Raw genomic sequence first — 15172 nt, 5'->3', positions numbered from 1 at the left:
ATGCACCCGCGAGGGACGAGAAGAGGTAGATCGTGAATTCCCCGGTTGTTTCGGTGGCGCTGCCACTGGCCCTGGCTGTGATCATGTTCGGACTGGGTCTGGCGTTGACCGTGGACGATTTCACCCGGGTGGCGCGCAATCCCAAGGCGGTGGCGGTCGCGCTCGGCTGTCAGATGGTGGTGCTGCCGCTGGTGGCCTTCGGGCTGGTGCTGCTGTTCGGGCTGCCGCCGCTGCTCGCGGTCGGGATGATGCTGCTGGCGGCCTCACCGGGCGGGGCGACGGCGAATCTGTTCAGCCACCTGTTCGGTGGCGATGTGGCGCTGAATGTCTCACTGACGGCGGTGAATTCGCTCCTCGCCGTGGTGACGGTGCCGCTCATCACCAATCTCGCCATCGCGCACTTCGATCCGGTCGGCGAGGCGGGTACGGTGGGCCTGCAATTCGGCAAGGTCGTGCAGGTCTTCGCGCTCGTATTGGTGCCGGTGCTCGTCGGTATGGCGCTGCGGCGCACGGCGACCCGCTTCGCCGAGGCCATGGATCGCCCGGTCCGCATCGCCTCGGCGCTGCTGCTCATGGCGGTCGTGCTGTCGGCCATGGTGACCGAGCGCGGCAATGTCACCGACTACCTGCTCGATGTCGGCGCGATCACCACCATCTTCTGTCTGATCAGCCTGACGGTGGGCTATCAGGTGCCGCGCCTGTTCGGCGTGCGCGCCCGGCAGGCCATCGCCTGCTCCATGGAGGTCGGCGTGCACAACAGCGCCATCTCCATCACCATTGCCATCAGCGTGCTGGACAGCACCGAAATGGCCATCCCCGCGGCGGTGTACGGCGTGAGCATGGTTCCGTTGGCCGCACTGGTCGGCTGGTTGATCAGTCGCCGCGTCCGGTCCTCGGCCGACGCCGCTACCGGGCGAGGGCCTCGAACAGCCAGCGCTGCGCCGCACCCGCCGTCGTGAGCGTGCCCAGGAGTTCGCCGGTGCGCCGCCAATAGCGCTGGGCGCGAGCGTCGTCGGTGTGGCCGCAGCCGCGCAGGCGCTCGCGGAATCCCGCGGTGTCCCGGGTGCCGCGGGCACTGGCGTGGGCGTCGACGAAACGATCCAGGGCCGTGCCCGCGAACGGTTCGCGGCCCGCGTGGATATCGGACTCGGCCATGCCGCAGGCCGCACCCACTCCGGCGATCAGCCCGGTCCTGTCGCCGAGGCCGGGTACCTCCGGGCACCAGAGCTGTTGTGACACCACGGCAGCGAAGTGCCGGTCGGTCACGAGCGCGACGAGTTCGGCGTAGCCGACGACCGCTTCGGGGGTCGGATCACGCGGGGGCGCTGGCACGTTCATATCGAGGAAGCCGTCGAACACGGCCGAGGGAGGTCGAGCCAGCGTCCGTCGCCAGAACGCGACGAGCGTGTCGTGCGCGCGGTGGCCGTCGTGGACGGCGGACACCAACTCGAGCCGTGCTGCCCGCTCATTCGGATCGGCATTCTCGATGGCGCACAACGAGGCTCGTCGCCACGCCAATGCCCCCAACTCGACATCCACGGCGGCGCGCTCGGCGGCCACCGCCTCCGCCATCGACCGTTCCCCACGCAGTACCGCCCCGATCGACACCAGCCCGAGCCCCACCGCGCGCAGCCGACGAATCAGCAACAACCGCGCCACCGCCGACTCCCGCTCGAACATGCGGTGTCCGCCGCCGCTGCGTGTCGACTCCAGTACGCCGTTGTCGCAATAGAACCGAATCTTGCGCACCGAAACACCGGTGAGCTCCGACAGCACACCGATGCACACCAATTCCCGTCGCACTGTGTCGCTCGTCACAATCCCTTGTACCTCCACCCGGGTGGAGTTTCTACGGTACTTCCCTCCACACGGAAGGAAGCCACCATGACCACGACCCCCGACGACATCTGGACGGGGGTCGCCGCGGAACGCACCACCCTCGTCGAACTCCTCGACTCCCTCGCCGCGCCGGACTGGGACCATCCGTCGCTCTGCGCGGGCTGGCGCGTCCGCGATGTCGTCGCCCACGTGATCCTGTCGAGCAACCCGACAGTGGCGACGCTGCTGCCCGCTCTCGTTCGCGCCCGCGGCAATATCGATCGGCTCAACCGCGACACCGCCATCCGGCACGCCGACCGCACCTCCCCGCGTCAACTCTCGGACGAGCTACGCGCCGTCATACCCGCGCGCGTCGCCGCTATCGGGACCAACCCCACCGACCGGTTGATGGATGTCCTGGTCCACATCCAAGACATCACGCTGCCCCTGGGGCTGACTCGCGAAATGTCCACGGACTCAGCGCGTCTGGCCATCGACCGGGTATTGACCTCCCGCTGGTTCCGCCAGGTCCAGCGTCGATTCTCCGAATACCGGCTGGTGGCCACGGACATCGAGTGGGCGGTCGGTACCGGCCCGGTCATCGAGGGACGTATCGCCGATCTGCTGCTGCTCACCACCGGCCGCACCGCGCGGCTCTCCGCGCTCTCCGGGGCGGGCGCGGCGCTCCTGGACGCACGCTGAATCACGTGGTGGCGAGAATATTCGCCGCCGGTGCCGCCGGGACCACGAGGCGGTCGGCCGCCGGGTAGAGCTCGGGAGTGATTGTGCCCGTGAGGAAGTCGTGGGTCCAGCCGAGGGTGAGGGTGTGCAGCATGGCGGTGCTGGCCGGGTCGGGGCCGCCACACAGGGTGCCGCCGAGCAGATCGGTGCTCGCGCCCTCGGCGTCGGTGTGCGTGCCCTGCGGCAGGCGCACCCCGATGAACGGGCGATGCAGCAGGGCCTGGACCGCGAGGGTGCCGACGCCGAAGGTATTGCACGGCGCGGGCGGTGCGGCGATGGTCAGCACCGGCAGGCCGGTGGGGTCGATACCGCGCAGCGCTCGGTCGATATTGTCGCCCAGGAAGGAACGCACCGGATCGAGCAGCACCAGGCCGCGCAGCCGACTCCAGGTCTCGGGGTAGGCGGTGCGAATCCGGTCGGCGACGAAGGCCACCGCCTCGGCCCCTGCCGAGTGGCCGATGAAAACCGTCTCACGCGGTATCGCGGGAGCCGCGACCCCGGCCCGCGCGGCGGCGGCCTCCAAGCTGGCGGCGAGCGGTCCGCCCGGACTGTCCGCGGTACCGAAAAGCGTTGCGACGCTGTACAGGAACGCGCTGTTGTCGCCCAGATTCTGCAGCGTGCACCCTTCGAAGTTCATGAAGGGCAGACTCGGCGCGAACACCAGGTAGCCCGCCTCGGAGAAGAGGGTCGCCAGCGCCGAGACATTGGCATTGGCACGCGCGAACCCGTGCTGGATCCACACCAGCCCGAGCGGCTCCCCGGCGGGCAGGTACCAGTCCGCGCTCTGCTCCAGAACGCGGGTGGCGCAGGGTATTTCGATCGAACCCGGTAGCGCCGTCTGGGCACGAGCGGGAGTTTCCACCGCACTGACGGTGAGGGCGAGCAGTACCGCGGCGGCGGCGGAAAATGAACCACGAAGGATCATCGGGGACTCCCACGACGAGCGCCTGTTTCCTCTAGCGGAATGGCGTTTCAATGTTTGATTTGATCATTAGGCGGTATCCAATGCCGTCTGTCAAGCGGAAACAGCCCGTGCTGGACAGTTTTTCGGGTGCGCGATAAGTTTCCAACAGGGAAACTGCGTTTCGAAGAAATTAAGCGGGAGGTTCAGCCGGTGAGATCGGCGCTGTATGTACCCGGAAATCGGCCCGACTTGTTCGATAAGGCCCTCGCCGGTCCGGCCGATGTGATATTGCTCGATTTGGAGGACGCTGTTCCCGTGCGGGACAAGGATTCCGCGCGCGCCGAAGTGGTCGCCTGGTTGCGGTCGGTACCCGCCACGCGGCGAATCTGGGTTCGGGTGAATCCGGGCGAGACGGGCGCGGCGGATCTGCGCGCCGTGGCGGCCACGGCCGTGGAGGCGGTCTGCCTGGCGAAAACCGAATCCGCCCAACAGGTGCGGGCGGCGAGTGCCCTGCTCGCCGAGGGGGAGGCGCGCCCCGGCACGATTCGTATCTGCCCGCTCTTGGAGAGCGCCGCCGCCCTCTACGCGGCCCGGGAAATAGCCTCGGCGCCACGGGTGCTGCGCTTGCAGCTGGGTGAAGCGGATCTGCGGGCCGAACTCGGCATCACGCCCAGCCCCGACGATCGGGAGCTGCTCGCCCTGCGCGGTCAGGTGGTGCTCGCCAGCGCCGCCGCCGGTATCGCGCCGCCTCTGGGGCCCGCCAGCACCGACTTCCGCGACCTCGACGCGCTGCGCGAATCGACTCGCGCACTACAGCGTTCGGGATTCCGCGGGCGTTCCTGCGTACATCCGGCGCAGGTGCCGGTGGTCAACGAGGTGTGCACCCCCAGCGCGAACGAGGTCGCTCGCGCGCGTGCGCTGGTGGCGCGGTTCGAGGCCGCCGCCGGTGGCGTGCTCCTCGATGAGGCGGGTCGTATGGTCGACCTCGCGGTGGTGCGTCAGGCGCGTCGTCTGCTCGACGAATGATCGCTGCCGGGGACGGGGCCCCGGCAGCGAAACCATTGCCGCGCGCGGCTATTGGTAGGACGGATCGGCCCACGCGCCGATGGAGCGGGACCGCACCGGCTCCACGAAGCGCGGCGCGAGGCTGTGCGGGTACTCCGGCCCCCAGTTGGTGGCCTTCCCGGTCATCTCGACCTTGGCGTCATCGGTGTACCAGTCCACGAGATCGGCGTCGGAGCGCACCAACCAGGTGCAGCCCTGCTCGGCGTCGGCGGTGAAATCGCCGTGCCGAATGAGCGGCGGCCGCCAGAAGTACGTGCCCGGCCACATCTTGCCGAAGTTGTAGTCGAAGCCGCCGTCGAGGCAGTACGCCTCCTCCGAACACGGGTGATGCGCCAGCGGCTCCTCACGCCAGCCCGGCTTGGCTTTGATCAGTCGGGTGTAGAACCCGGTCTTCTCATCGCGGTGCAGCAGCTTGATGTACAGCCCCGGCACCGGCGTGCCGCCGAGGTCGAAACGCATGGGGCTGCCGTCCTTCACGTCGATCCACGGCATCTCGGCGGAGTTGAGCACCACGAGCTTCTGATCGGGGCGCACGAAGTCGCGATCGGCGTCGGCCGGATCGAAACGCCAGTCGCCGCCCTCGCGGAAGAGCAGGATCTCGGTGCCCTCGGTCACCGAGATCGGCGGTGTCCAGACGCCCGTGGGTGCCATCCAGAAGCCCTCGGGGCCGAGGATGGTGTCGCCGATGGTGACCTGCCCCGACAGCACGTACCACTCCGTCTCGGCGTGGTGCACGCCCGCCGGACGGGACCAGTCGCTGGTGAACCGGACCTTGAGCGAGGCCGAGCCGTCTTCCTCGTCGTAGCTCAGATTGCGTTGCTCCGCAGTGCCTTCGGCGTGCTGGAACTCGGCGATGTGGGTGATCAGATCGCGGTCGTCGATGAGTTCTACATGTGGACGCATGGGTCCTCCTCGTAGGAACGATATTTCCACTACAGAACGTACTGGTTATTAATAATCAGTACAAGGTGTACAGTAAATTTTCATGACCAGACCGGGACGCCCGGCGGGACCCTCCGCCGACACCGAAACGGTGGTGTTGACCGCCGCCTTGGAGCTGCTGCTCAGCGAGGGCGCCGCGGCGCTGACTCCGCAACGCCTGCATACGGTTACGGGCGTCTCGCGCAGCACCATCTACCGCCACTGGCCGACGCCGCGCGAGTTCCTCGCGGCCCTCATCGCGGTGGCCCCGCACCCGCCGTCGCGGCCCGCTGGCGATCTGGCGGCGGACCTGCACGCCGAAGTCGACCTGCTCTGTGATCGCCTGCGCGACAAGCCCGTCGCGGCCTTTCTGCGCGCGCTGGTGACCGCCTCGGCGGCGGACCCGTCCTGCACCCCGCTGCGCCACCGCTATGTCATGGACCTGCTCGAACCCTTCCGCGCCGCACTGCGCGCCGCGGGGACGACCGACGCCGACTACATCGAGGAGGCGGTGACGGCCGTGGTCGCGCCACTGCTGGTCGACGCCCTGCTCCTCGACCGCCCGATCCACCGCGAGCGCGCGCACCGCGCCGTCGACGACGTCCTCGCCCGCGTCGCCGCCTCCTGAACCCGTATCAAGCACCGAAACACCAGCAGCACAGGGGATTTGCCAGATGACCAACGCCGTGGGAACCCGAGCCGTCTTCGGGGTCATTGTTCCCAGTACGAATACCGTTGTCGAACACGACTACTGGCGCGCGGGACTGCCCGGTATCGCCTATCGCGCGGGTTCGATGTACATCCCGAGCCCGGTCATGGGCGACGACGAGGACTTCCAGGCCCTGCTCGGCCAGATCCGCGCCTCCATCGACACCGCCGTGCGCGATGTCCTCACCGCCGAGCCGGACCGCATGGTCATGGGTATGTCCGCCGAAACCTTCTGGGGCGGAGTCGAAGGCAATGCCGCGTTCGAACAGCGGCTGCGCGACCGGACGGGACTGCCGGTGACCACGGGCGCGAGTTCCTGTCGCGCCGCCCTGCACGAGCTGGGTTGCCGCCGGATTTCGGTCTTCTCCCCGTATCAGCCGATCGCCGATCGCGAGGTGGGGCGCTTCTTCACCGAGGCGGGCTTCGATGTCGCGGCCATCACCGGTCTGCGCTGCCCGACCGCCATGGATATCGCCCGCGTCGAATCGGATCGGCTGCGCAAGGTCGTCGCGGAACTCGACGGGCCGGATGTGGAGGCGATCGTCCAGGTCGGCACGAATCTGTCGTTCGTGGCCTTGGCCGATGAGCTGGAGCGCGAACTCGACAAGCCCGTTATCGCCATCAATGCCGCCACACTGTGGCACGCACTGCGCGATCACGGGCTCGACGATCGGGTGGAGGGTGCGGGTCAGCTGTTGCGGGAGCACTGACCCGCACCGGTCAGTGGTCGCGCAACAGCGACCCGGCTCCTTCGACGCGGTCGGTGATGCCGTTGTCACGCAAGGCCATCCACCAGGTGGCGGCGTTGATGGCGATCACCGGCTTGCCCAGCCACCGTTCGGCCTCGTCGGCCAGGCGCACCATGGACAGGTTGGTGCCGCACTGGATGAGCGCGTCGACGCCGTCGTTCACCTCGAGCAGCGCGGCCCGCAACTCGTCCTCGGTGACATGTGCGATGGAGACCGCGGTGGGGCATTTGAGCCCCTTGATGGCGGCGACCTCGAAGCCGAGCTCGCCGAAGAAGCGCACCACATTCTGGTCGCCGATCGGCTGATAGGGCGTCACCACGCCGATCCGCTTGGCCCCGAACAATTCCAGGGCGCGGCGGCACGCCTCCGCGCCGGTGGCCACCTCTAGTCCGGTCACGTCGTGAATCTGTTTCACGAACTGTCGATTGCCTTCGACGCCGCCCCAGAACGTCTCGGCGGACATACCCATGACCATGTATTCGGGTTCGCAGGTCAGTACCCGTTCACAGGCGGAGACGATTTCGGCGCGAATCTGCTCCAGGAGCCGATCCATTCCGTCGTCGTCGCTCATATTCTGATCGCGAATATGGATGCGGCTGAAATGCGATGTCACTCCCGGCACGCCCATCCGGTAGAAATCCGGTTCCACAATGGTATTCGTGGAGGGCGCGATCACGCCGAATTTGCGTCGCCAGCCCAGTGCGTCGGTCATCGAATCATCTCCTCGCGGGCCGCCCGCACGGGGACGGCCGATAGTCGCCACGCGGCGATCAGGAACGCGCCCTGGGCCGCGGTATTGCAGAGTTGTTCGGCCCATTGCAAGGCCACCGTCTGATCGGGGCGTGAGGCGAGCGGGCCGAGAATGAAGAACACCAGCAGTTGGGTGCCGAACAGCGCGGCGGCGGTGGTGTCACCGCGCCTGCGGGCGATCTCGATGAGGTATACGCCGGTGATGGTGGCGAAGACGGTGGTGCTGACCAACATGGGCAGCGGATCGGCGGCCAGCGCCGCACCCGCCGCGCACAGCACCGTCAGGATCGGCACCAGCAGTGCCAGCCAGCGCGGTATCCGGCCGCTGACGGTATGCGCCACCTCCAGGCACAGCAGCGCGAATCCGAGGGTCAGCAGCGGAAAGAGCATGCCGCGCAACCACACCAGATCGGGGCCGTCGGCCGCCGCGACGAGTTTCGCGGTGGCCTTGGCGAATCCGCCGGTGCCGATGAGCGCCGCCGCCCCCAGCGCCGCCCAGCGCCGCGACACCATCCGGCTGAGCAGCAGCACCCCGGCGGTGGTGAACAGAACGGGTACGTAGTCCTCGACGGCCAGGGAGACGGGATAGTCGACCGCGCTCATTCGCCGAAGGGGTTTCGTCGACGGAAGGGGGCGGTGGCGAAGCGGCCGATGATCCTGGGTGTGGTCAGCCAGCGCACATGCGCGCCATTGCGGGTGTGGTGCACGGCGCGCTCGGCGAGCCACGGCGCGACGGTGTCCACCGGGTCGGCCAGAATGTCGAACACCTTGCGCGCCTTGGCCAATGCGGCGGGATCGGCGTATCCGTGGGTGAGCAGATCGGTGGTGACCATGCCGGGGCTGAGCAGTCCGACCGACACCCCGGCGGGCATCTCCTTGGCCAGCGCCTTGGTCAGATAGGTGACCGCGCGCTTGCTGGCCCCGTAGGTGGCGAGGCCGGGCACGGTGCGGCCGTCGCTGCCGAGCCCTTCCATATTCCACACGTGCCCGCCGGACGCGCCCGCCATCCCCGCGATGGCGACCGCGGAACCGTTCAGCACGCCCATGAAATTGATGTCGATCACGGCGCGCGCGGCATCGACGGGCAACTCCCACAAGGGTTTCCGGTCGTGCGAGATCCCCGCGTTGTTGATCCAGATATCGACGGTGCCGAAACTGGCGACGGCCTCGTTCCACAGGTATTGCAGCTGGGCCCGGTCGGTGACGTCGGCGACCACGACGACGGCATTGTCGCCCAGATCGGCGCGCACCTTCGCGACGCGCTCGGCATCGGTGCCGCACAGCGCGACCCGGTGTCCGCCCGCGAGCAGGGCGCGCACCATCCCCAAACCGATGCCGCGCGTCCCGCCGGTCACCGCAACGGTGCTCATGTTCGCTCCAGTACGCCGTGCATGACCGCGGCCAGCGCGTTGTGCTCGAACATCTGGTACACGACAGCGAGTTTCGAGCCCGCGCCCATTCCGGGTTCGGCGTCGATCATGAACTCGCGGCCGACGAGCCTGCGTCCGTCCTGGGTGTGCAGTCGCACGAAATTCGCTCGGCCGTAGGCGTTTCCATTGCCGTACACGTCCGGCCCCTCGTGGAAGGACCGCACCCCGTCGCGGCGGACGGTGATGGTGAGATCGGATTCCACCGGACCGGACATGATCAGATGCTGTTCGGCGACGAGCAGGCTCACCGGGTTGATGGCGAGCTCCATGCGCAGACCGCCCAGCGGCTGCTGGTTCGCGCCCCACAGTTCGAGGTCACCGGCGTAGCTGCTCTTCTCCTTGGTCGGCACGGTGAAAGGTACCGGCCCACAGCGCGTCTCGGTCTCGAGGCGCTCGTCGACGAGCTTCGGGTCGCGGGTGTAGACGCCGTTGAACACCCCGACGAGCGCGGGCCCCTGGTACAGCACCGACGAATACACCTGGGTGTCGCCGAGCGTCTGATTCCAGGTGTTCAGCGACACCTGCCAGCCCGGCCCGTAGTAGTTGGCGTCCACGAAACCGCCGTAGGGCTGGCCGGATCCGAAGAAGTCCGGCCCGGTGTAGAGCCGGTCGGTATCGGAGTCACGCACACCGAAGGCGAACGGCGCGCCGAGCGCGAAGCGCCCCGCCAGGTCGCCGCCGCCGGTGAGGCCGCCGTCCATGTAGTAGGTGGTGACGCCGTTGTCGAACACCGACGACCGGCGAATGTCCTCGTACCCGCGCCACGTGCCCTGGGGATCGAAAAGGGAAGGGCGGCCGACCCATTCGCCGTCGATGCGCTTCTGGAATTCGCTCGGGGCGCTCATGCGACCAACTCCCCGCGAACCCGCTCGGACTGTTCCGCGCCCAGCAGCCGGGTGACCTGCGCCCACACCGGGTCCACTTCGGGGCTGAACAGATTGGCGCGATTGGCCCGGTCGCGGGCGGCGAGCTCGGCGTCGACGGCCGGAACTCCCTTGTCCACCAGGGTGAGCCAGTGCGCCAGGTAGCTGTCGACGGTGCTGTCCAAGGCCCGGAACGCGGGTTCGGTGGCGCGGCACACCACCATCCACGGCGACATCATGGCGCGCTGACGCGGCCCGATGGCGGCCGGGGCGATGCCCTCGAGCTGCCACGCCTCCTCCAGTAGCGGAGTGAGCGGCAGGAAGGCGGCGTCGAGGTACTCCAGATTGATCGCGAGGTCCGCGCGCGGAATCAGATCCAGGTGCATGGCGTGGTATTCGCCAGCGTGTACCGAATCGAGCGTGAAATGCGGTATGGCCGAATCACTTCCGGTGAACGCGAAGATCATGTGGCTGTCCAGGCCGATGGGCGGCACCACCAGATCGACGGTGACGACCTTGTCGATCGGTCCGCCGCGCAGTACCCGCAGCCGACCTACCGGGTCGGGCCCCATGGCGCTGGTGAGCGCCACATCCTCGGCGGTCTCCAGGTGCAGCGCGGTGGTCAAGGTGGACAGGGTGCGCTCGCTGAGCGCGGTGGGCAGACTCACTGGGCGGTACCTCCGGTGCGGGCCTTGTGCACCCAGGCACTGGCCAATTCGGGATTGTCACGGCGGGCGGGGGAGGGGATCACGGTGGCGGTGCGGCGCGGTGAATCACCGGTGATGATGTCGTCGCCGCCGACCCACCAGCCCTGCTTCATGAGTTCGAGTCGCCGCCGCCGGTAGGCGACCTGCAGGCCGTCGCTGCGCACGTGCAGTTCGTCGGAGAGGTCGAACGGAAGCAGTTCGGGCCGTTGCGATTCCACCACCGGCACGTCCTGGAGCAGGATCTTCTCGATGCGCTTGCGGGTATTGCCGTCGGCCCAGTCGCCGGTGAAGAAGTTGCGATACCCGATGATCTTGATGAGGGTGCGCTCCTGCGAGAGCGGGATATTGAAGTCGTAGAGCACGAGATCCCCGATGGGCAGCCGCACGTGCAGTTTCACGATATTCGGCAGGTACCAGGCATTGGTGACCGTCACGTACTCCGGTCGCGGCCGCCGCTTGGACAGCAGCCCCCACACGCCGCTGGGCGGGGGCGGACACAGCTGGATATCGGCCTCGGCCGACCAATCCGTCTGGCGGATGCGGAAATCCGGGATCTGCGGCTTGTCCGGATTGCCGAAGGCGGTGCCGTGCACGAACGGGGTGTGCGCGGCGTCCACCACGTTCTCGAAGGTGCGCTCGTAGTTGGCGTTCACCTCCATCTCGTAGTGCACGGCCTTGAACGTGGGATCGTCGTGTTCGGGCAGCACCGGGATGGGCGGGCGCTCCTCCTCCGGCAGATCGCCGAGGAAGGCCCAGACCATGCCGTAGCGCTCGACGGTGGGGTAGGCGTCGACGCGGGCCTTGCGGGGAATCTTGCGCTCCTCGGCATTGGCCGGGATCTTCACGCAGACACCGTCGGCGTCGTACTGCCAGCCGTGGTACGGGCAGGCGATGCAGTCTCCGGTGACGGTTCCCATCGACAGCGCCCCGCCGCGGTGCACGCACAGATCCGACAGGCAGGTCACGCCGCCGGATACGGTGCGGTACAACACGAAATCCTGTCCGAGGCAGGTCACCTTGCGCGGTTTTCGGGTGACTCGGTCCGCGAATTCCACCGCGTACCAGAAGTTCTTCAGCATCGTGTCCTGCTCCTATCGTCGAGTCAGCCGCACCGCGGCATCGTCGAATTCGGCCAGCTCGGCCTTGGCCGCCGCCTCGTCGCGCAGCTGTGCGCGAAGGAAAAGCGAGGTGAGGCGGGAGAATGGGGCCAGGGCGTCGGTCTCGCCCGGGCCGTCGAGAAAGGCGCGCGCGGCGGTGGGGTCGGCGTCGGCGATGCCGAAGTGATTGGCCCCGGGCACCACCGCCAGCAGATGGTCGCCGTCCGGCAGCGCCTCGGCGAAGGTGCGCCGCACCGGATCGGGCCGGTCGGCCCCGTCCTCGCCGTAGCGGTCCGCGCTGCCCTGGATGACGCCGTCGTGGGTGCCGACTCCCAACAGCACCGGGCAGGTGACCTGCGCGGGCAGGACCGTGCCGGGTTCCCAGCCCAGCATGGTGGCCACCATGGTGTGCGCGCCCCAGGCGAAAACCGCTGCCACGGAAGGGAAGAAACGCGCCGACTGCAAGACCACGGTGCCGCCCGCGGAGTGCCCGCCCAGCGCGACGCGGTCGAGGTCGAGCGCGCCGCGCAGCGGCTCGACCTCGTTGAGTTCGGCGACCGCGGCGAGGACGGCCCCGATGGTCGGACAGGTCGGGCGGCTGCCGTAGGCGTCGGGTCGGGCGGCGTCGAGGTCCACGCCCGGGGTGAGACCGCGCTGCCCGCCGAACAATTCGGCGACCCGGTCCATGGTGACCACCACGAATCCGCTGGCGGCGATCTCGGTGGCGAAGCGGCGGTAGGAGTCCTGGCCGACATTGACGCCCGAGAGGAACACCACCACCGGATACGGCGCGTGTACCGGGTCGGGGCCGAAAAACCCGGTCAGTCGTTCGGCGTCGGTGCCCGCGGCGACGGCCGGGTAGTAGACCTTCAGATGGGCGGTGTCGAACGGGGCCTCGCCCGCGGTGCGGGCCGACCACCACAGGGAACGAACGAGACTCATGCGGTCGGCCTCGGCAGTTCTCGGTCGCCGCCCCACAGGGCGCGCACCAGTCGCTGGGTGAGTTCGGGTCCGAAGAGGCGCTCGCCCATGACATTCGCCGGATCGCGCTCGGCGATATTGCGCCGAATCGCCAGATCCCGCGCGGCCAGGTCGGCGCGTTCCGCCTCGGGCACCGGCTGCGCGGCATCCACCCAGCCCAGCCACTGCTCGACGCGCGCGGTCAGCAGGTCGGCCACGGTATCGAGATTGGGCCGCGTCGGCGGGAAGGAGTAGCAGTAGGCGGTGGGGGACAGGCTGCCGCGAATGAATCCGGTGCGACTGGTGAACCAGGTGAAGTCCTTGTGCTCCTCCTTGAACGCCAGCCACGGTTCGTCGTTCTGGGCGTAGTAGCTGTCGAAGTAGTCGCCGTCGCCGACGAGGTCGCCGCGCGGAATCGCGTCCACGTAGAACCAGCCGTCCGGCCACAGCAGCAGCGCCGACCCCAGGTGCGGCACTCGAATGTGCGGTCCCAGCCACGCGGTCAGGTGCAGGTTCACGAAACCCGTTCGCGGGTCACCGATCCAGGAGTGCACCAGCCAATCGATCTCCGGGCCGGTGTAGGCGGCCAGACTGCCCGACGGGCCGGTGGCTGCGTCGCCGTAGCTCTCCAGATCGACGGTGGACGGGTCACGGGTGAGTTCGAAGCGCTCGGCGATGCGATCGCGCAACCCGCTCAACAGGTTTCGCCACTCCTCGAAGGTTTCGGTCACGTCGGTGCGCGGGGTGTCGTCCACCATTTGCTCGACGTGGCGCAGGGTTTCGCTCATAGCTGCTCCGATGTTGTTGTCATGGCGTCGATCGGACGGCGAGGGCGTCCGTCGACGAGGTCGGTGCCCCGCGAGACCGTGCGGTTCACGGCCTGTGCGGGACGGATGGTGGCGCGGGCACTGCTCGCGCGGGGTGGCACGGTGGTGACGAGGGGATGGCTGATCACGCCGGTGAACGGACCGCTCCACGCGGTCCAGAGGGTGAAATCCGGGCTCAGACCGTAGATTCCGCCGGTGAGCCCGCTCGCGCCGCGACCCGCGGCGACCACATTGAGCCGGTTCTCGGCCGCGCGTTCGGGCAGGCCGAGACGCAGCTCCCAGGGTTCGGTGGGGGTGCACGGCACCGCCACCACATCGGCGTCCTGGATGGCGGCCAGGCGGAAGGTCTCCGGAAACAGCGCGTCGTCGCCGACCACGAGAGCCAGTCGGCCCCACGGCAATTCGACCACGGTGAGCTCGTCGCCGAGCGCGGTGCACCAGGGGTGGCGGGCGGTCGCGTGCAGTTGCGGCTGCCGCGCGACGACACCGTCGGCGTTGATCAGCACACCGTGGTGCGCGTCGCCGTCCAGAACGGTCGAGACCACATGGGCGGTCGTACCGTGCACGGCCCGCGCGATATCCGCGACCGGCAGCGCCGCCAGTTCGGGCAGCACGATCAGGTCGACGCCGTCGAAGGCCAGAGCGCTGATGGTGTCGGCGCTCGGGTCGGCGATCGCGGCGGCCATGGTCTCCGCACCGGCCCGCGCCCGTCGCCCCGTGAACGAGGAGCCCAAGGGCGCGTACAGCTCCGGCCGTCGGGCCGCGAGAATATCGGTGCCGTCCGCGCGTTGTTTGTCGTCGGCGCGCGCGATGTCGATATCGGCGACGACGATCGCCTCGCCGGTGGCCGGGGCCATGGCCACACACGTGCCGTCCGGTGCGACGATCTGGCTTTCCCCCGCCCCGTGCAGGCGGTCCGCGGGTACGCCGAGGCGCTCGGCGATGGCGGGCAGCTGATCCTCCGGCAGCAGCGGGCCGACCTTGTTGGCGGCCACCACCCACACCCTGTTCTCCGCGGCCCGCACCGGAATGTGCAGGCTCGCTTCATCGGTCGCGAACGAGTTGAGGCTGTTGAGCAGCAACTGCGCACCGCGCACCGTCAGGGAGCGGGTGACCTCGTTGATCACGCCCTCCATGCACGCGTACATCCCGATGCGGCCCAGCGGGGTGTCGATGACCGGTGAATCGTCTTGGCCGATATCGAGGTAGTCGTTCTCCGCGCCCATGAGGATCTGCTTGTCGGATTCGCCGAGCAGTTCACCGTCCGGCCCGTACAGGAGGCTGGTGCCGGTGGTGCGACCGTCCGAACGCGCCAACGTCACGCCGATCTTGACGAAAAGCCCGTGCCGTTCCGCGCGTTGCGCGATGGTGGAGAGAAAGGCGTCTCCCAGCGTGCAGGCCATTCGCCGAGCGTGCGCGCGGTCGGCGTACCAGGATAGGTGGTTACAGAACTCCGGCAGCACCACGAGTTCGGCCCTCGCCTCGGCGGCGGCGTCGATCATGCGCAGGCAGGCGGCGAGGTTCGCCTCGACATCCGTCCCCGCGGCGAGCTGTGCGGCCGCGACACGTGTCATGTGCTCGCCCCTTCCCTAGCGTGTTTCCTACATCGAAACACTGTTTCCAATAGAGCTG

Annotated in this window: 17 protein-coding genes; 5 read left to right on the top strand and 12 right to left on the bottom strand. The window is 68.3% G+C overall.

What is annotated here, in order from left to right; genetic code table 11:
* Nucleotides 1–32 precede the first annotated feature (32 nt).
* Nucleotides 33–959 carry a bile acid:sodium symporter family protein gene (locus ACIBH2_RS04145; protein ID WP_397113248.1) on the top strand — a complete coding sequence of 309 codons (927 nt, stop codon included), beginning with the start codon at nt 33–35 and terminating at the stop codon, nt 957–959.
* Here the strand turns inward: ACIBH2_RS04145 and ACIBH2_RS04140 are convergent.
* The gene (locus tag ACIBH2_RS04140) at nt 907–1818 is read right to left on the bottom strand and encodes a MerR family transcriptional regulator (RefSeq protein WP_397113246.1); all 912 of its coding nucleotides are present in this window, start codon (nt 1816–1818) and stop codon (nt 907–909) included. The two genes, ACIBH2_RS04145 and ACIBH2_RS04140, sit on opposite strands and share 53 nt — an antisense overlap.
* Before the next feature lie 66 nt (nt 1819–1884).
* On the opposite strand from ACIBH2_RS04140, the gene ACIBH2_RS04135 reads away from it, so the two are divergent.
* Nucleotides 1885–2520: a maleylpyruvate isomerase family mycothiol-dependent enzyme gene (locus tag ACIBH2_RS04135; RefSeq protein ID WP_397113244.1), complete on the top strand. Its 636-nt coding sequence runs from the start codon at nt 1885–1887 to the stop codon at nt 2518–2520.
* Between the two features lies 1 nt (nt 2521).
* Here the strand turns inward: ACIBH2_RS04135 and ACIBH2_RS04130 are convergent, their stop codons facing one another.
* Nucleotides 2522–3484, bottom strand: coding sequence for an alpha/beta hydrolase (locus ACIBH2_RS04130; protein ID WP_397113242.1), 963 nt, complete (start codon nt 3482–3484; stop codon nt 2522–2524).
* A gap of 189 nt (nt 3485–3673) precedes the next feature.
* On the opposite strand from ACIBH2_RS04130, the gene ACIBH2_RS04125 reads away from it, so the two are divergent.
* Nucleotides 3674–4489, top strand: coding sequence for an HpcH/HpaI aldolase/citrate lyase family protein (locus ACIBH2_RS04125; RefSeq protein WP_397113240.1), 816 nt, complete (start codon nt 3674–3676; stop codon nt 4487–4489).
* 48 nt (nt 4490–4537) lie between these two features.
* Here the strand turns inward: ACIBH2_RS04125 and ACIBH2_RS04120 are convergent, their stop codons facing one another.
* On the bottom strand, nt 4538–5431 hold the full coding sequence (locus ACIBH2_RS04120) for a DUF4437 domain-containing protein (RefSeq protein WP_397113238.1): 894 nt from the start codon (nt 5429–5431) through the stop codon (nt 4538–4540).
* A gap of 82 nt (nt 5432–5513) precedes the next feature.
* Here ACIBH2_RS04120 and ACIBH2_RS04115 point away from each other — a divergent pair, with 82 nt between their 5' ends.
* Together ACIBH2_RS04115 and ACIBH2_RS04110 are read left to right on the top strand one after the other, a co-directional pair.
* Nucleotides 5514–6077, top strand: a complete 564-nt coding sequence (locus ACIBH2_RS04115) for a TetR/AcrR family transcriptional regulator C-terminal ligand-binding domain-containing protein (RefSeq protein WP_397113236.1) — start codon at nt 5514–5516, stop codon at nt 6075–6077.
* 46 nt (nt 6078–6123) lie between these two features.
* Nucleotides 6124–6867: an arylmalonate decarboxylase gene (locus ACIBH2_RS04110; protein WP_397113234.1), complete on the top strand. Its 744-nt coding sequence runs from the start codon at nt 6124–6126 to the stop codon at nt 6865–6867.
* 10 nt (nt 6868–6877) lie between these two features.
* Here the strand turns inward: ACIBH2_RS04110 and ACIBH2_RS04105 are convergent, their stop codons facing one another.
* The 9 genes from ACIBH2_RS04105 to ACIBH2_RS04065 are packed head-to-tail and all read right to left on the bottom strand — an operon-like array spanning nt 6878 to nt 15114.
* Nucleotides 6878–7618, bottom strand: a complete 741-nt coding sequence (locus ACIBH2_RS04105; RefSeq protein WP_397113232.1) for an arylmalonate decarboxylase — start codon at nt 7616–7618, stop codon at nt 6878–6880.
* Nucleotides 7615–8259: a hypothetical protein gene (locus ACIBH2_RS04100; RefSeq protein ID WP_397113230.1), complete on the bottom strand. Its 645-nt coding sequence runs from the start codon at nt 8257–8259 to the stop codon at nt 7615–7617. The genes ACIBH2_RS04105 and ACIBH2_RS04100 overlap by 4 nt, the downstream gene beginning before the upstream one ends.
* Nucleotides 8256–9026: an SDR family oxidoreductase gene (locus ACIBH2_RS04095; protein WP_397113228.1), complete on the bottom strand. Its 771-nt coding sequence runs from the start codon at nt 9024–9026 to the stop codon at nt 8256–8258. The genes ACIBH2_RS04100 and ACIBH2_RS04095 overlap by 4 nt, the downstream gene beginning before the upstream one ends.
* Nucleotides 9023–9931, bottom strand: coding sequence for a hypothetical protein (locus ACIBH2_RS04090; RefSeq protein WP_397113226.1), 909 nt, complete (start codon nt 9929–9931; stop codon nt 9023–9025). Before ACIBH2_RS04090 ends, ACIBH2_RS04095 begins: the two co-directional genes overlap by 4 nt.
* The gene (locus ACIBH2_RS04085; protein WP_397113224.1) at nt 9928–10617 is read right to left on the bottom strand and encodes a hypothetical protein; all 690 of its coding nucleotides are present in this window, start codon (nt 10615–10617) and stop codon (nt 9928–9930) included. The genes ACIBH2_RS04090 and ACIBH2_RS04085 overlap by 4 nt, the downstream gene beginning before the upstream one ends.
* Nucleotides 10614–11735: a Rieske 2Fe-2S domain-containing protein gene (locus tag ACIBH2_RS04080; RefSeq protein WP_397113222.1), complete on the bottom strand. Its 1122-nt coding sequence runs from the start codon at nt 11733–11735 to the stop codon at nt 10614–10616. The genes ACIBH2_RS04085 and ACIBH2_RS04080 overlap by 4 nt, the downstream gene beginning before the upstream one ends.
* Nucleotides 11736–11747: 12 nt before the next feature.
* On the bottom strand, nt 11748–12695 hold the full coding sequence (locus tag ACIBH2_RS04075) for an alpha/beta hydrolase family protein (RefSeq protein ID WP_397113220.1): 948 nt from the start codon (nt 12693–12695) through the stop codon (nt 11748–11750).
* Nucleotides 12692–13501: an oxidoreductase gene (locus ACIBH2_RS04070; protein WP_397113218.1), complete on the bottom strand. Its 810-nt coding sequence runs from the start codon at nt 13499–13501 to the stop codon at nt 12692–12694. The genes ACIBH2_RS04075 and ACIBH2_RS04070 overlap by 4 nt, the downstream gene beginning before the upstream one ends.
* Nucleotides 13498–15114, bottom strand: coding sequence for a carbon-nitrogen hydrolase family protein (locus ACIBH2_RS04065; RefSeq protein ID WP_397113216.1), 1617 nt, complete (start codon nt 15112–15114; stop codon nt 13498–13500). Before ACIBH2_RS04065 ends, ACIBH2_RS04070 begins: the two co-directional genes overlap by 4 nt.
* Between the last annotated feature and the right edge of the window lie 58 nt (nt 15115–15172).

It is taken from the genome of Nocardia sp. NPDC050406 (genome assembly GCF_044459025.1).
In the GTDB taxonomy this organism is placed as follows: domain Bacteria; phylum Actinomycetota; class Actinomycetes; order Mycobacteriales; family Mycobacteriaceae; genus Nocardia.
Note: the sequence above shows the minus strand (reverse complement) of the source record. Positions and strands in the feature narration are given on the sequence as shown.

Coding starts and splice junctions, on each gene's coding strand:
- ACIBH2_RS04110 (WP_397113234.1), top strand. CDS start 6,124: ATGACCAACGCCGTGGGAACCCGAGCCGTCTTCGGGGTCATTGTTCCC.
- ACIBH2_RS04080 (WP_397113222.1), bottom strand. CDS start 11,735: ATGCTGAAGAACTTCTGGTACGCGGTGGAATTCGCGGACCGAGTCACC.
- ACIBH2_RS04115 (WP_397113236.1), top strand. CDS start 5,514: ATGACCAGACCGGGACGCCCGGCGGGACCCTCCGCCGACACCGAAACG.
- ACIBH2_RS04075 (WP_397113220.1), bottom strand. CDS start 12,695: ATGAGTCTCGTTCGTTCCCTGTGGTGGTCGGCCCGCACCGCGGGCGAG.
- ACIBH2_RS04095 (WP_397113228.1), bottom strand. CDS start 9,026: ATGAGCACCGTTGCGGTGACCGGCGGGACGCGCGGCATCGGTTTGGGG.
- ACIBH2_RS04070 (WP_397113218.1), bottom strand. CDS start 13,501: ATGAGCGAAACCCTGCGCCACGTCGAGCAAATGGTGGACGACACCCCG.
- ACIBH2_RS04090 (WP_397113226.1), bottom strand. CDS start 9,931: ATGAGCGCCCCGAGCGAATTCCAGAAGCGCATCGACGGCGAATGGGTC.
- ACIBH2_RS04135 (WP_397113244.1), top strand. CDS start 1,885: ATGACCACGACCCCCGACGACATCTGGACGGGGGTCGCCGCGGAACGC.
- ACIBH2_RS04105 (WP_397113232.1), bottom strand. CDS start 7,618: ATGACCGACGCACTGGGCTGGCGACGCAAATTCGGCGTGATCGCGCCC.
- ACIBH2_RS04065 (WP_397113216.1), bottom strand. CDS start 15,114: ATGACACGTGTCGCGGCCGCACAGCTCGCCGCGGGGACGGATGTCGAG.
- ACIBH2_RS04120 (WP_397113238.1), bottom strand. CDS start 5,431: ATGCGTCCACATGTAGAACTCATCGACGACCGCGATCTGATCACCCAC.
- ACIBH2_RS04130 (WP_397113242.1), bottom strand. CDS start 3,484: ATGATCCTTCGTGGTTCATTTTCCGCCGCCGCCGCGGTACTGCTCGCC.
- ACIBH2_RS04100 (WP_397113230.1), bottom strand. CDS start 8,259: ATGAGCGCGGTCGACTATCCCGTCTCCCTGGCCGTCGAGGACTACGTA.